The following is a 13,520-nucleotide window of genomic DNA, read 5'->3' as shown; positions in this document are numbered from 1 at the left end:
CCCCCCCGGTCGATGCTCCCCTGCTGGGGTCGGTCGAGACCAGCGAGCAGGCGCACGAGCGTCGACTTGCCGGCTCCGGAGGCCCCGAGCACCGCGAGCACCTCGTGCTCGCGGACCTCGAGATCGAGATCCTCGAGCACGGGCGCCGCGCTGCCGGGGTACTGGCGGGCCACGCCCCGCAGGGCGAGGATCGTCATGCCGGCCCGCCCGCGCTCAGCAGATGCCGCAGGTGGATCTCCGTCGGGGACTGCACGGGCAGGAACGCTGCCTCCCGCGCACGGCGGGAGGTGGCCGAGGCGAGGGCGAAGCCGCGCCCGCCGACGAGCTTCTGCTCGAGCCGGGTGGCGCTCCCGGCCAGCAGGGCGGCGCCCAGGCGCACGGCCACCAGGTCGCGCGGGGACGCCGGACCCGACGACCACGGCGGGGTCGACTGCTCGCTGAGCCGCACGAGCTCCGCCCGCAGCCGCTCCTCCTCCCGCGCGGCCTGCTCGAGCTCCCCGGCCAGGACGCGGCGCGCGGTGTCGTCGGCCGCGGCCTCGGCGGACTCCCGCGCCGCCTGCGCCAATCCCAGGCACATCGCGGTCTGGATCAGCAGGAACGGGGCGCGCACGCGGGCGCGGAACTCCTGGAGGTTGTCCGTGAGCACGTCCTCGGCGGGGACGCGCACGTCCTCCAGCCGCAGCACCCCGGAGGAGGTGCCCTCGAGCGAGGTGAGGCCGGCGAGGGGGACCACCTGCACCCCCTCGGCGTCGCGGCGGATCCGGACGATCGCACGGTGGCCGCCCTCCCCGCGCACGGGCGTGGTGACCAGCGCCCCGGGGCGGAGGTTCGAGCACCACGGCAGCGTCCCGGAGACGGACAGCGCGCCGCCCGGCAGCTCGGCGGCGACCAGGGGGATCTCGCCGAGCCCCGCCTCCTCCTTGAAGGCGGGCGCCATGCCGGAGGCGAGGGGGACCGTGCCGTCCTCGGACCCCTCGGGCCGCGGTGCGCCGGTCGCGTCGTGGAACGTGAGCGAGGCGCGGTGCCCCCACAGCGAGAACGCCGTGGGGGTGCAGCGGCGGGCGAGGGCGTGGGTCAGCTCGAGCGCGACCGGGAGCGGGGCCTGTCCGCCGCGATCCTGCTGCTGACCCTCATGCACCTGGGCAAGTTCCGCCAGATCCGCTCCGGCTTCGTCGACGGCGTCAAGGGCGCGCTGCTGCCGATCATGTCGGTCGCCTCCGAGGTCGGCTACGGCGCGGTCGTCGCCTCCGTCGCCGCCTTCGCGGTGATCCGCGACGCGATGTTCCAGGTCCCCGGCAACGCCCTGGTCACCTCGGTGGTCTCCACCTCCGCGACCGCCGCGATCACCGGCTCCTCCTCCGGCGGCCTGGACCCCCTGCCCCACTCGGGCGCCGTGGTGACCCTGCTGCTGGTCTGCGGCATGACCCACCGCCAGTCCTACAAGGACCTCGCGATGATGACGGTCGTGGCCCCGGTCATCACCGTGATCGCCCTGGTGGCGCTGGTCTCCGCCGTCGGCTCGTTCTGAGCCCCACGGCGCCGGACCGGCCCGCCACCAGCCCCGCGGCCACCGGAACCCGCAACCTCTCGCTCCGAAGGAGAATGCACCCCATGACCGACACCACCACCCCCGCCCCGCGCACCGACGGCTCCCTCGAGGGCCGACGGGCGCTGGTCACCGGCGGCGCCTCTGGCATCGGCGAGGCCTGTGCACGGGCCTTCGCCGAGCGCGGGGCGCACGTCACGGTCGCGGATCTGAACGGCGAGGCCGCCGAGGCGCTCGCCGCCGAGATCGGCGGCACCGCCTGGCAGGTCGACCTCGCCGACACCCCGGGGCTCGAGGACCTCTCGCTGGACATCGACATCCTGGTCAACAACGCCGGGATCCAGCGGATCGCCCCGATCCAGGAGTTCGACCCCGAGAACTGGCGGTTCATGCACCGCCTCATGCTCGAGTCGCCGTTCCTGCTGATCCGGGCGGCGCTGCCGGGGATGTACGAGCGCGGCTTCGGCCGCATCCTGAACATCTCCTCGGCCCACGGCCTGCGCGCCTCGGCCTTCAAGAGCGCCTACGTCTCGGCGAAGCACGGCCTCGAGGGCCTGTCCAAGACGACCGCGCTCGAGGGCGGCCCGCACGGCGTGACCTCCAACTGCATCAACCCCGGCTACGTGCGCACGCCGCTGGTGGAGAAGCAGATCGCCGACCAGGCCCGCACCCACGGCATCGACGAGTCCGAGGTCGTCGAGAAGATCATGCTCACCGAGAGCGCCGTCAAGCGCCTGACCGAGCCGGCCGAGGTCGGCTCGCTCGCCGCCTGGCTCGCCTCGGACATGTCCGGCATGGTCACGGGTGCCAGCTACACGATGGACGGCGGCTGGACCAGCCGCTGAGGCGGTCGCTCCGCACGGCCTTCAGCAGACGACCGACAGCGGATCACCGTCGACCGACAGTCGATCCCCGTCGGCCGATGCGACCCCGGTCCCTCCCCTGGAGGTGCCGGGGTCGCATCATGTCCGGGGCTGTCCGGTGTCCCCGTCGGACGGGGCGGGATCCCCTGCCCTCCGGTCGCCGCCGTCCCGCAGCGCCCGGTGCGCCTCGGCCTCGGCGGTCATGCGGGCGACGTGCAGGGCGAGGTAGGCGATCTCGTCGAAGGTGAGCTCCTCCCCCATCCGCAGGCGCACGATCACCGCGAGCTGCTCGGCGGTGCGGGTCGCCTCGGGGTACTCCTCGCGGATGGTCCGGGAGATGACCGACTGCTCCCCGGCGAGCTGACGGTGCTGCTGGATGCGCACGAACATGTAGCGCACGTGGGTGATGAAGCGTGCCGCCGCCATCGAGTGGCGGTCCACCCCTATCCCGTACCGCTCCCCCACGATGGTCAGCATCTGCTGGATGACCCCGGTCATCGTGTACGTGAAGGACAGGTCACCGGTGGAGAACCCGGCGTTGACCAGGTGCAGCGCGAGGGCAGTGGCCTCGTGCTCGGGAAGCTTCGGGTCCACGAGACGGTTCACCTCGACCAGCAGCGCCCACGCCTTGTCGTACTCCTCGGGGTAGAGGGTCTGCACCTCGGCCCGCAGCGGGTACTCGATCTCGATCCCGCCGCGCAGCCGGTCCAGCGCCCCGGAGACGTGGTCGGCCACGGCGATGGCGAGCGTGGGGCGGGAGGACTCGCGCCCCTCGGTGCCCGTCTCGCGCAGGGCGATCACGGTCGCGCGCAGCACCTCCGCGTCGATCATGGCGAAGGCCTCGGCGAGGTGGTCGGGGTCCCGCCCGTCGGCCGGGACGAAGACCTGCACGATCCGGGAGGGATCGACCTCGTCGCCCGGCTGGGCGCGGAAGCCGATGCCGCGCCCGGTGAGGATCACGCCGCGTCCGGAGTCCTCGCGCGAGAGGACCACGTTGTTGTTCAGGACCCGGAGCACTCGCATCGGTCCCTCACCTCCTGTCCTCCCTCGTCGTCGAGGGAACTGGTCGGCCGCGGCGCGCGCCCCTCTGCGCAGGAGGGTACGCGCACCGCGGCCGGTCGGTTCAGCGCTGACGAGTCAGACGGGGCTGCTCACCGCTGTCTGTTCAGCGCCGGACCACGACCGCCGCGTCGCCCGCGGCGACCTCGCCCGGCGCGGCGGGCTCCACCGCGGCAAAGTTCGAGGTGTTCGGGACGGTGAGCAGGGTGACCGTGTCGTACCCGGCGGCGCGGACGGCGTCGAGGTCGACCTCGGCCAGCAGGTCGCCGGCGCTGACCCGCTGACCCTGCGCGACGTGGACGGTGAACCCGGCCCCGTCCATCTTCACGGTGTCGATGCCGACGTGGACCAGCACCTCGGCACCGCCGTCGGCCAGCATCCCGAAGGCGTGCCCGGTCTGCGCGACCGTGGCGAGCAGGCCGTCGGCCGGGGCGAGGATCCGTCCGTCGGCCGGGACGATCCCGACCCCCTGCCCGAGAGCGCGGGAGGCGAAGACCGGGTCGGAGACGTCGTCGAGGGCGACGAGCCGCCCGGCGACGGGGGCGACCAGGGTGGTCGCGTCGGCCGACGGGGTCCCGCCGGCAGGCGACGCCTGACCGGCGGTGCCGGTCGAGGACGCAGTGCCGGCCGAGGACGCGGCGTCGGCGGACGACACAGCGCCGGCGCCGGCGGCGGCACCCGCCGCGGCCGGGGCGCCGACGGTCGCGAGCTCGCGCTCGTCGGCCGGGGCGGCGGCCTTCCCGCTCGCGGCCTCGGCGGCGTCACGGGCGGCGTTGGCCTCCGCGCGCTGCTCGGGGGTGCGGTAGTCGGAGACGTACACCAGCACCATCGCGATGACGAAGGCGACCGCGATCGCGATGACGTAGGTGAGCATCGGGTCGAAGACCGGGATGGTCAGCAGCGAGGTGAAGGCGAAGACGCTGGTGTTCACGCCGCCCAGGAGGCCCACGACCAGGCCGCCGGCGAGGCAGCCGACGAGCATGCGCGGGTAGATGCGCTTGAAGCGCAGGTGGATGCCGTACAGGGACGGCTCGGAGATGCCGCCGAACAGGCCCGCGGCGAGGGCGCCCGTGGCGGTCTGGCGCATCTCGGTCTCGCGGTGGCGGATCGAGAGCAGCAGCACGCCGGCGGTCGCGCCGAAGGCGGCGAAGTTCCATGCGCCCATGGGGCCCTGGATGAAGTCGTAGCCGAGGGCGTTGATGTTCTGGAGCATCAGCGCGTTCAGCGGCCAGTGCAGGCCCAGCGGCACCAGGAAGGGGTAGAGCAGCGGGATGAGGATCGCGAAGACGATCGGGGCGTTGCCGTTCAGCCAGGCCAGGCCCGCGCCGAGGCCGTTGCCTGCCCAGATGCCGAGGGGGCCGATGAGGAAGGCGGTCACCGGGATCATCACGAGCATCGAGATGAAGGGGACGAAGACGAGCTGCACGTTGGCGGGGAAGACCTTCTGCAGGCCCTTGTAGACCAGCGCCAGCACCGCCACCATCAGCAGCGGCACGAACACCTGGCCGCCATAGTCGTTCAGCTGCATGGGCAGGCCGAACACCTGGGCGACGCACTGCTGGGTGCCGAGCACCTCGTTGGTGGTGCAGGTGACGCCGGGGGTGGTGCCGCCCAGCATGCCCATGTAGTCGGGGGTCATCACCGCGGCCATGACGGCCGCGCCGACCCAGCCGTCGATCTGGAGCTTCTTCGCGGCGTTGAAGGCGACCATGATCGGCAGGAAGTACAGCACCGAGCGCCACATCGCATCGACGAACACCCAGGTCGCGGACTTGTCCTCGGCGCGGAAGTCGACCCAGCCGAGCGCGTCGAAGACCGAGGCGAGCGCGATGATGAGCGAGGCGCCCAGCAGCACGCCCATCAGCGGGCGGAAGGAGTCCGAGAGGTACTCGAAGAAGCTGTCCAGCCAGGCGAAGCGGCCGCGGCCCTTGGCGCGGATCGCGGCCTTGACCTCGGCGTCGGTCTGCGGGCGGGGGGTGCCGCCTGCGGCCATGGCGGGCAGGTTCATGATCTGGGAGTGGACGCCGGCGACGGCGCCGCCGATGACGACCTGGAAGCGGTCGCCGGACTGCGGCACGGTGCCCATGACGCCGTCGAGGGCATCGATGCCCTCGCGGTCGACCTTCTCGGCGTCGTGCAGCTGGAAGCGGAGCCGGGTGGCGCAGTGCGTCAGGCTCTCGATGTTCTCGGGGCCGCCGACGCCGCGGACGATGTCCTCGGCGATCGACGGGCGCCCGTCGGAGGAGGTGTTCATGGGGACCTCGTTGACCTTCCGGAAGTGGGGACTGCGGGGTGCGCTGCGTCCGCGGGCGACGTCGACGTGCCAGCGGGCGGCAGTGCGGGCAACAAAAAAGACCCGGGTCCCGAGGGTGCGCGACGAGCGCACGGCACGGGTCCCAGGTCTTGCTCCGCCGTCGTGGACGGCGGATGACAAACCGATGAACCCGAAGGTTCGGGGAGGATCGTAGCAGGCGCCCGGAGCGCGGCCGACGGGACCTGGGTCCCGGGGCGGCCGACGGGGCCGTCCTGGGCGACGGGTCATGTCGGGGTGGCCGGGGTGCCCAGGGTGCCCAGGGTGGCCGGGGAAGACGGTCCGGCCGGCTCCTGCCCTGGCAGACTCGTCCCATGTCCGGCTCCCCTTCCACCCGCACCACTTCCGACCCCGCGTTCCCCGACCTGCGCATCGGCGCGCCCGCCGCCGCACCCTCCCCGTCCGGACCGCGCCGCTTCACGATCGACGCTCCCGTCCCCGCCGATGCCGAGGCGATCGCCCGGGTGCACGTGCGCGGCTGGGAGGTGGCCTACGGACACGCCCTGGACGGCGAGGAGTGGTTCGGCGAGCCTGCGCTGCGCCGCCGCCTGGAGCAGTGGACCGCCACGCTCTCCGCCGGCCCTGACACCGAGGGCGCGCCGCGGGTGCTGGTGGCCCGCGACGAGGACGGGGTGCCCGTCGGCTTCGCCGCATCGTGGCCGGTCAGGGACCCGGAGCCCGTGCGGGAGCAGGAGCTGTCCACGCTGTACGTCGAACCGGGCTGGCACGGCACCGGCCTCGCCCGCGAGCTCGTGGAAGAGCTGCTCGGCGGCCGGTCCGCTAGCCTGTGGGTGGCCGAGGACAACCCCCGTGCCCGGCGCTTCTACGAGAAGCTCGGGTTCGCGCCCGACGGCACCCGGCAGGTCGACGAGCGCTGGCCGCAGCTGCCGGACATCCGCATGGTGCGCTGAACCGCTCGAGCGTCCGAGCACCGAGGTCACCAGGGTCGAGCGCAGGAGCGCTGAGTTCCAGAGTGAGGAGCGCCGGAACGCCGGAACGCCGGAACGCCGGAACGCCGAGGATCATCCCGCGGGATGACGAGGTCGCGCTTCCTGTCGGACGCGCGGGGATCCCCCGTCGGCCGAAGGTGGAGCCATGCAGAACGCCACCATCGCCACCAGCCGCACCCGAGCCACCGCCGACCACCTCATCGACTACCGCCCCCTGCCCGCGACCTGGGGAGACGTCGATGCCCTGCGGGCCGTGCGCGCCCGCCGGGCCCGCGCCGCCGCGCAGGGGATGGATCCCAGCACCGTCGGGTTCGCCCCGGACAGTGCCGACGCCTTCGCGCGACCCACCGGGCCCGCACGCCCCGCGGGGAGCGGGCGAAGGGCCCCGCGCCGTCGGCCGCAAGCCCGCCACCTGCGCCCGCGCCCTGCACTCGCGTTGTTCGGGGGCCTGCGCAGCTCCTGATCCCGTCGGACCAGCATCGCCGGCGTTCCCATCGGCCCCACGGTGACCGTTCCCGTCGGTGCCACGGTGACCGTTCCCGTCGGTGCCGGGCCGAGGCGTTCCAGCGCGCCGCACCGAGAGGTGCCTCCACGATCCGGACATGACGGAAGCCACGACGAGCACCTCCGACGGCAGCGCTGCCGACCGCAGCGCCTCCCCCCATCGCATCCCCGCGCTGCCGACCGTCGGCGCGACGACGCCCGTGCACCCCACCCCGCTGGATCGCGCGGTCCGCCTCGCCGTCGGGGCCCTCGGCCACCTGCCAGAGCCCGTCCTGCGTGCCGTCGCCGGCGCGCCCGTGGTCCGCGACGACCAGCACCTCGAGACGGAGGTCCAGGCGGGTCTGCGGATGCTGTCCGCGCTGCCCGAGGAGAGCTTCTAGGAGCTGCCGCTGGTGCAGGGTCGCAGGCAGATCGACATCGAGGCCTGGCAGTTCGGCGGCCGCCCCGCTCCCATCGGCCTGATGCAGGACCTGCTGATCCCCGGGGCCGACGGGCCGATCCCGGCGCGGCTGTACCGTCCGCTCGGCTCGCCCGGGACGGTCGGCGGCAGCTCCGGGAGCAGCAGGAGGAGCAGCTCCGGGAGCAGGGAATCCGCGCGCCCCGTCCCCCTCACGGTGTACTACCACGGCGGAGGCTTCGTGCTCGGCTCCATCACCTCGCACGACCCCATCTGCCGCTTCCTCGCCCACCGGGCCGGGGTCGCGGTGCTGTCGATCGGCTACCGCCTCGCCCCGGAGCATCCGTTCCCTGCCGGGCACGAAGACGCGATCGCCGCTTACGCCTGGGCCGCCGCGCACACCGAAACCCTCGGCCTCGCCCCGCACCTCGCCGTGGTCGGCGACTCCGCCGGCGGCAACCTCGCCGCTGCGGTGTCCCTCGCGGCCCGCGACCGCGGACTGCCGATGACCGCCGGCCAGGTGCTGATCTCGCGCTGGCTGGACCTCACCTCCTCGGCCCCGTCGCGCACCCAGTCCGCCAAGGGGTTCTTCCTCACCACCGCGCAGCTGGACTGGTACGCCGACCACCCGCTGCCGGACCCCGACCTGGCCACCGACCCGCGCGTCTCGCCGCTGCGCGCCCCCGATCTGTCCGGACTGCCGCCCACGGTGCTCTCCTTCGCGGGCTTCGAACCGCTGCGCGACGACTCCCTCGCGGCCGCCGCGCGGCAGGGCGAAGCCGGGGTTCCGATGACGACCCACCTGCAGGAGGGGCACATCCACGCCTTCTCCAACGTCCTCGGGGCGGGGCGCACCGGCCTCCGCGCCGCCGGGGAGATCGCGGAGATGCTCGCGGGTCTCCTCGCCGCGAGGTGAAAGCGCGCCGGGGCGGGATGACTGCACCGGAGCCAAGAGGCTGCGTCGCGGCGGAGAGGCTGCGCCGGGGCGGGATGAACGCGCACGACGCCCGGCCTCCGCGCGGTACCGGTCGCGGCCTAGGATCCAGGTCATGACCGGTTCAGCCGACAGCCCCGCACAGCCCGTCCACCACGACCTGGCCGGCGAGCGCCTCGACTACCTCGCCGGGTCCCTGGCCGACGACGCCCCTGCCGACCCGCTGGCGCTGCTCGACACCTGGCTGGACGAGGCCTTCGCCCGACGCGAGACCCACGGCGACATCTCGGACCCCTCGGCGGTGGTGCTCTCCACCATCGCGCTCGGCGAGGACGGCGCGCCGCGACCCCGCTCCCGCACCGTGCTGCTGAAGGGCCGCTCCGGCGAGGGGCTCGTGGTCTACACGAACCTCGCCTCCGACAAGGGCCATGAGCTCGCGGAGACCCCGCGCGCCTCCCTGCTGCTGCCCTGGTACCCGCTGCAGCGGCAGGTGCGCATCGAGGGCGCGGTCCACGAGGGGTCGGCCGCGGAGTCCGACGCCTACTGGGCCTCGCGTCCCCGCGGCTCTCAGCTCGGGGCCTGGGCGTCGCACCAGTCCGCGCCGATCGACTCGCGCGACGCGCTCGAGGCGCAGTACGCCGAGGTCGAGGCCCGTTTCGAGGGGCAGGACGTGCCGCGCCCCGAGTTCTGGGGCGGACTGCGCATCGATCCCGTGCGGATCGAGTTCTGGCAGGGTCGGGCGAACCGTCTGCACGACCGGATCGTGTACTCGCGAGCGACCGACGGCACCTGGGAGCGCCACCGGCTCCAGCCCTGAGAACGGTGTGCGGGCCGTCGGCTGGCCGCTGGGGTGGGGACCCGCGGGCCGTCGGCTGGCCGCTGGGGTGGGGACCCGCGGGCCGACGGATGGGCCGGGGTTTCGCACGCCGCTCAGTCGGGGTGGCGCAGGAAGCAGGCGGGCTCGTCGAGGAACGCCCGCCAGGTGCGCACGAGCTCGAGGTCGTCGTAGCCGCTGGGACGCAGCCCCCACTCCCCCAGCTCGTACAGGTCAGCGCCCGGCAGCGCGGCGAGGACCGGGGAGTGCGTGGACAGCACGATCTGGGACCCGCCCGCGGCAAGCTCCTGCAGACGGTCGAGCAGCGCGAGGCAGCCCGCCACGGACAGCGCCGACTCGGGCTCGTCCAGCAGCCACAGCCCGCGGATGCGGGAGCGCTCCTCGACCAGGGCGAGGAACGACTCGCCGTGGCTGCGCTCGTGCATCATCCCGCCCACCCCGATCTCCTCGTAATAGGTGAACAGGGAGTGCATCGTCTCGGCGCGCAGGAAGAACCCCGAGCGCGGGGCGCCGGCACCGCGGGTCACCTGCAGATGCTCAGCCAGCGGCGACTCGGTCGAGCGGGTGGCGTGCATCGCCCCGGTCCCGCCGCCCTCGGGGTTCAGCCCGCAGGCCCCGGCGAGCGCCTCGACGAGGGTGGACTTCCCGCTGCCGTTCTCGCCGGTCAGCACGGTGATCTGTCCGAGTGCGAGGCCTTCGCGGAGCACCTGGCGCACGGCGGGCACGGTCGCGGGCCAGGTCGCGGGGTCGGCGGGAGCCTTCGGGTGCCCGCGCACCTCGCGGACCGGCAGGGCGAGGTCCGTGAACGGGTCCCGGGACGGGCCGGGCTCGTCGAAGGAGTCGTCGAACAGGCCGTCCATCACGCCGCCGCTTCCCCGTGCGGCGCGTCGTCCCGCACCGTTCTCCCGCGCATGGCGCTCACACCCCGAAGGCGGGCGGGTAGACGATCTCGCCGCGCGGCACGGGACGGGCGGGGTCCAGGGCGAGGGCGAGGAAGGCCTCGTCGGGCACGTCGAACGGGGCGGTGACCCCGAACCGGGAGGCGGGGGTGAAGCCGAAGCGCGGGTAGTACTCGGCGTGCCCGAGCACGACCACGACGTTCTCCCCCAGCGCCCGCGCCGCCTCGAGGGCCGCGCGGATCGCCGCGGAGCCCGCGCCGCGGCGCTGGTGGGAGGGGAGCGTCGCACAGGGCGCGAGGGCGAGCACGGGCTCGCCGCCGACGTGCGCCCGGGTCAGCAGCGCCTGCGCGACCAGGCGGCGGGGCTCCGGTGCGGGCCCGTCGGCCGACGCCTTCTCGGCGGCCGCCGCATGCCCGTCAGCCGCCGCGTGCCCGTCGGCCCCCGTCGGCCCCGCGACCTCCCAGGCCGTGAGCGAGAGCCCGTCGATCCAAGCCTGCGGATCACGGCGCAGGGCGTCGACCAGGTCCGCCTCCTCGTCCGACGGGAACGCGGCCAGCAGCACCTCGCGCAGCGCCGATACGTCCTCCGGGCGCTCGGCTCGGGTCAGCCAGGCGGGATCCGGCATGGAGGACGAGGGAGGGGCGGACGGGGTGGGATGGTCGCCGGAGGCGGAGGAAGCAGCGGGCATGCCCCCAGCATGGCGGGTCCGGCGGACATCCGGCGACCCCTCACGCACCGTCCCCTCGCGCACCGTCGCCGGCTCCTGCGCGCCCGCGTCGCCTCCTGCGACCCGTCACGAGCTGCCCCGAACTACCCCGAACCGTCCCCTCAGCGACGACGATCGGTAGTGTCGGCCCCACGCAAGCATCCCGCCCCTCGCACACTTGCATCCCGCACCCCGTCCTCGGGAGGACCGCTCGTGAACACCCCGCGCTCGCGCACCCCGCTGATCATCGGCATCATTGCCGGCGCCGCCTGCCTCGTGGTCGCCGTGATCCTCGTGATCGCCGTCGCGACCGGCGGCTACCTGGTGCTGCGCGGGAATTCGGAGCCCGAGTCCGGCGGCGGCCCCGCTGGCAGCTCGGCCGAGCTCGTCAGCCCGCCCGGCGTGGCCGAGGACCAGCCCTACCTCGAGCTCAGCACCAGCGCCGACGGCCCCGTCGTGGACGTCTACCTCGACTTCCTCTGCCCGCACTGCAAGACCTTCCAGCAGGCCCAGGGCGAGGACATCACCGCGATGGCCGACGCCGGGGAGATCACCCTCCGCGTCCATCCCCGCCCGATGCTCGACGCGAACTCCACCCCGCCCGGGTACTCCGGCCGCGCCGCGAACGCCGCCCTGTGCGCCTACGCCGAGGACCAGCGCAGCTGGCCCGCGGTCGAGGCGGCCCTGTTCGAGGAGCAGCCCGGCGCAGAGGGGCTCGAGGACGAGGATCTCGTGGGGATCGTGGACGGCGTCGCCGGCACCGACATCGCCGAGTGCCAGGCCGCCGGCACCTACATCCCCTGGCTAGAGGACGTCGTCGAGCCCGAGGCGCGCGAGTCCACCTCCGGCACCCCGACCGTGCTGATCGACGGCGAAGTGGTGCAGGTGGACTTCACCCAGCCCGGTGCGATCCGCGGCGCGGTCGAGGCGGCCTGAGCGGGTCGAGAGGGCATTCGAGCTCCCGACTCGAGCCCGCGACACGCCGGGACCGGTGTCCCCCGGGAGACGACTGGACGAACAGCAGTGGACAGTCCGGTGCGATCGCTGGGCACCCCCGCCGCCCCGCCCTACCGTGGAGGCATGCAGACCGAGTCCTGGCACTCCCCCGTCGGCCTCACCCATGACGCCGGGTGGGAGCTCGACGTCCTCCGCTCCCTCCCCTCGTCCGTCGCCGAGACCTGGAAGCTCCTGATCGCCGAGTGGCTGCCGCAGTGGCTCGGCATCGACTCCGTCCCCCAGATGGTGGGCGCACCCCTGCGCCGCGACGGCCGCGTCCACGGCCGCGTGATCGGCTGCCATGTCGGCCGCCGCGTGCGCCTGCGCTGGACCCCCGACACCCTCGACCACGAGACGATCTTCCAGGTCACGCTACAGGAGGACCTCGAGTCCCCCGAGGGAGGGACCGTCATCGCGATCCACCAGGAGCGCCTGCTGGGCCCGGCCGAGCGGCAGGGCCTGCTGGACCGCTGGACGCAGGTGCTCGACGCCCTCGTCGGCGCGCACGAGCGCGAGCTCGCGGGCGGCGGGGCGGACCTTCCCGGCTGAGCGGGACCGGGCACGTCCGAGCGGAGCTGCCGCTCAGGCGTCCTCGGGGGCGTGCGTGAGCGCACCCTCCCCGCGGGGGATCTCCGCGTGCTCCCGCAGCATCTCGATGCGGGCCACGTCGATGTCGACCCCGCCCTCGATGCCCGAGACCGTCCCGTCGAACCTCAGCTGCCACACCGACCAGTCGTCCTGCGCCGGGCGTCCCCGCTCGGAGAACAGCCAGTCGGGACGGGAATCGGTCACCGGCAGCCCGTAGTGCTCGCGCCACTGCGACGACGAGTAGATGACCAGACGCCGACCCCACGCCTCCTCGACCACGGCGGTGAAGGCATCGATCTCGGCCTGGGCGCGCTCCGCCTCGGGCCGCTCCTCGCACGCCCCGTCGAACTCGAGGTCCAGCGCCGGGGGCAGGGCGGAGTCGTCCGGCGGCGCGGCGGCCAGGAAGTCCTCCGCCTGGTCCGCGCCCGGGGAACACAGGGTGAAGTAGTGGTAGGCGCCGGGCACGACCCCGGCCGCCTGCGCGCCGTCCCAGTTGCGGCGGAAGTGGGTGTCGGTGAACCCGGCGCCCTCGGTGGCCTTGATGTAGGCGAAGCCGAACCCGTCGGCCGCCACCTGCTCCCAGTCGATCTCCTGCTGGTAGCTGGAGACGTCGATGCCCATCACCTCGCCGGACTCGAGCTCGACCCCGTCGGGGAGGTTCTCGAGCCCGGGCGCGTCGCGCGGGGTGGCCGAGACCGTCATCGCCGCGTCATCGGCGCGGAAGGCCCCGGACTCGGTCAGCGGTGACGCGGCGCCCCCGCCTCCGCCGATCCCGCGGACGAGCGAGACCGTGCAGCCTCCGATCGCGAGGAGCAGCACGAGCACGATCGCGCCCGCGACGATCTGACGTCGGCGGACCTGCTCGGGCGTGTATCGGGGCACGGTGCGGACGGTACCGGAGCGGGCGCGCCGACCGTGGGAGACGTGCCGGG

Annotated in this window: 15 protein-coding genes and 1 pseudogene; 9 read left to right on the top strand and 7 right to left on the bottom strand. The window is 73.9% G+C overall.

What is annotated here, in order from left to right; translation table 11 throughout:
• Positions 1–65: 65 nt before the first annotated feature.
• Together HNR70_RS16305 and HNR70_RS14955 are read right to left on the bottom strand one after the other, a co-directional pair.
• A pseudogene (locus tag HNR70_RS16305) lies at positions 66–197 on the bottom strand (ABC transporter ATP-binding protein); the annotation flags it as partial.
• Positions 194–1,138, bottom strand: coding sequence for an acyl-CoA dehydrogenase family protein (locus HNR70_RS14955; RefSeq protein WP_184326355.1), 945 nt, complete (start codon positions 1,136–1,138; stop codon positions 194–196). The pseudogene HNR70_RS16305 and the gene HNR70_RS14955, both read right to left, overlap by 4 nt.
• On the opposite strand from HNR70_RS14955, the gene HNR70_RS14950 reads away from it, so the two are divergent.
• Together HNR70_RS14950 and HNR70_RS14945 are read left to right on the top strand one after the other, a co-directional pair.
• On the top strand, positions 1,133–1,528 hold the full coding sequence (locus HNR70_RS14950) for a hypothetical protein (RefSeq protein WP_184326354.1): 396 nt from the start codon (positions 1,133–1,135) through the stop codon (positions 1,526–1,528). The genes HNR70_RS14955 and HNR70_RS14950 overlap by 6 nt on opposite strands.
• An 83-nt stretch (positions 1,529–1,611) precedes the next feature.
• Positions 1,612–2,391 carry a 3-hydroxybutyrate dehydrogenase gene (locus tag HNR70_RS14945; protein ID WP_184326353.1) on the top strand — a complete coding sequence of 260 codons (780 nt, stop codon included), beginning with the start codon at positions 1,612–1,614 and terminating at the stop codon, positions 2,389–2,391.
• Between the two features lie 117 nt (positions 2,392–2,508).
• On the opposite strand, the gene HNR70_RS14940 is transcribed toward HNR70_RS14945, so the two are convergent.
• Positions 2,509–3,432, bottom strand: a complete 924-nt coding sequence (locus tag HNR70_RS14940) for a PRD domain-containing protein (protein WP_184326352.1) — start codon at positions 3,430–3,432, stop codon at positions 2,509–2,511.
• A 142-nt stretch (positions 3,433–3,574) separates the two neighbouring features.
• Positions 3,575–5,722, bottom strand: a complete 2,148-nt coding sequence (locus HNR70_RS14935) for a glucose PTS transporter subunit IIA (protein WP_184326351.1) — start codon at positions 5,720–5,722, stop codon at positions 3,575–3,577.
• A 371-nt stretch (positions 5,723–6,093) separates the two neighbouring features.
• Here HNR70_RS14935 and HNR70_RS14930 point away from each other — a divergent pair, with 371 nt between their 5' ends.
• From HNR70_RS14930 to pdxH, 5 genes are all read left to right on the top strand, one after another.
• Entirely contained in the window at positions 6,094–6,690 is a 597-nt protein-coding gene (locus tag HNR70_RS14930; protein ID WP_184326350.1) for a GNAT family N-acetyltransferase, read from the top strand.
• A gap of 184 nt (positions 6,691–6,874) precedes the next feature.
• Positions 6,875–7,192 (top strand): hypothetical protein, encoded by a 318-nt coding sequence (locus HNR70_RS14925; protein WP_184326349.1) that lies wholly within the window; start codon positions 6,875–6,877, stop codon positions 7,190–7,192.
• Between the two features lie 139 nt (positions 7,193–7,331).
• Positions 7,332–7,613, top strand: a complete 282-nt coding sequence (locus HNR70_RS15655; protein WP_221421150.1) for a hypothetical protein — start codon at positions 7,332–7,334, stop codon at positions 7,611–7,613.
• A 12-nt stretch (positions 7,614–7,625) separates the two neighbouring features.
• A complete protein-coding gene (locus HNR70_RS14920) occupies positions 7,626–8,546 on the top strand; it encodes an alpha/beta hydrolase (RefSeq protein ID WP_221421149.1) in 921 nt (306 codons plus the stop codon).
• A 133-nt stretch (positions 8,547–8,679) separates the two neighbouring features.
• Positions 8,680–9,381 carry a pyridoxamine 5'-phosphate oxidase gene (pdxH, locus tag HNR70_RS14915; RefSeq protein WP_184326348.1) on the top strand — a complete coding sequence of 234 codons (702 nt, stop codon included), beginning with the start codon at positions 8,680–8,682 and terminating at the stop codon, positions 9,379–9,381.
• A 113-nt stretch (positions 9,382–9,494) separates the two neighbouring features.
• On the opposite strand, the gene HNR70_RS14910 is transcribed toward pdxH, so the two are convergent.
• Both HNR70_RS14910 and HNR70_RS14905 read right to left on the bottom strand, forming a co-directional pair.
• Complete coding sequence (locus tag HNR70_RS14910; protein WP_184326347.1) at positions 9,495–10,259, bottom strand: AAA family ATPase; 765 nt, start codon at positions 10,257–10,259, stop codon at positions 9,495–9,497.
• A gap of 58 nt (positions 10,260–10,317) precedes the next feature.
• Entirely contained in the window at positions 10,318–10,986 is a 669-nt protein-coding gene (locus tag HNR70_RS14905; RefSeq protein WP_246375251.1) for a GNAT family N-acetyltransferase, read from the bottom strand.
• A gap of 231 nt (positions 10,987–11,217) precedes the next feature.
• Between HNR70_RS14905 and HNR70_RS14900 the strand changes: the two genes are divergently transcribed.
• Both HNR70_RS14900 and HNR70_RS14895 read left to right on the top strand, forming a co-directional pair.
• On the top strand, positions 11,218–11,940 hold the full coding sequence (locus HNR70_RS14900) for a DsbA family protein (protein WP_184326346.1): 723 nt from the start codon (positions 11,218–11,220) through the stop codon (positions 11,938–11,940).
• 144 nt (positions 11,941–12,084) lie between these two features.
• Positions 12,085–12,549: an SRPBCC family protein gene (locus tag HNR70_RS14895; RefSeq protein ID WP_184326345.1), complete on the top strand. Its 465-nt coding sequence runs from the start codon at positions 12,085–12,087 to the stop codon at positions 12,547–12,549.
• A gap of 33 nt (positions 12,550–12,582) precedes the next feature.
• Here the strand turns inward: HNR70_RS14895 and HNR70_RS16100 are convergent, their stop codons facing one another.
• The gene (locus HNR70_RS16100) at positions 12,583–13,470 is read right to left on the bottom strand and encodes a GH25 family lysozyme (RefSeq protein ID WP_184326344.1); all 888 of its coding nucleotides are present in this window, start codon (positions 13,468–13,470) and stop codon (positions 12,583–12,585) included.
• Between the last annotated feature and the right edge of the window lie 50 nt (positions 13,471–13,520).

Origin of the sequence: Brachybacterium aquaticum, assembly GCF_014204755.1 — a bacterium.
Lineage (GTDB): Bacteria > Actinomycetota > Actinomycetes > Actinomycetales > Dermabacteraceae > Brachybacterium > Brachybacterium aquaticum.
The sequence above is the reverse complement of the archived record's forward strand: the minus strand, read 5'-3'. Positions and strand labels throughout refer to the sequence as shown.

What these genes read in the sequence shown, in the direction of transcription:
- HNR70_RS14950 (WP_184326354.1), top strand. Translation starts at nt 1,133, where the DNA reads ATGCACCTGGGCAAGTTCCGCCAGATCCGCTCCGGCTTCGTCGACGGC.
- HNR70_RS14945 (WP_184326353.1), top strand. Translation starts at nt 1,612, where the DNA reads ATGACCGACACCACCACCCCCGCCCCGCGCACCGACGGCTCCCTCGAG.
- HNR70_RS14940 (WP_184326352.1), bottom strand. Translation starts at nt 3,432, where the DNA reads ATGCGAGTGCTCCGGGTCCTGAACAACAACGTGGTCCTCTCGCGCGAG.
- HNR70_RS14935 (WP_184326351.1), bottom strand. Translation starts at nt 5,722, where the DNA reads ATGAACACCTCCTCCGACGGGCGCCCGTCGATCGCCGAGGACATCGTC.
- HNR70_RS14930 (WP_184326350.1), top strand. Translation starts at nt 6,094, where the DNA reads ATGTCCGGCTCCCCTTCCACCCGCACCACTTCCGACCCCGCGTTCCCC.
- HNR70_RS14925 (WP_184326349.1), top strand. Translation starts at nt 6,875, where the DNA reads ATGCAGAACGCCACCATCGCCACCAGCCGCACCCGAGCCACCGCCGAC.
- HNR70_RS15655 (WP_221421150.1), top strand. Translation starts at nt 7,332, where the DNA reads ATGACGGAAGCCACGACGAGCACCTCCGACGGCAGCGCTGCCGACCGC.
- pdxH (WP_184326348.1), top strand. Translation starts at nt 8,680, where the DNA reads ATGACCGGTTCAGCCGACAGCCCCGCACAGCCCGTCCACCACGACCTG.
- HNR70_RS14910 (WP_184326347.1), bottom strand. Translation starts at nt 10,259, where the DNA reads ATGGACGGCCTGTTCGACGACTCCTTCGACGAGCCCGGCCCGTCCCGG.
- HNR70_RS14905 (WP_246375251.1), bottom strand. Translation starts at nt 10,986, where the DNA reads ATGCCCGCTGCTTCCTCCGCCTCCGGCGACCATCCCACCCCGTCCGCC.
- HNR70_RS14895 (WP_184326345.1), top strand. Translation starts at nt 12,085, where the DNA reads ATGCAGACCGAGTCCTGGCACTCCCCCGTCGGCCTCACCCATGACGCC.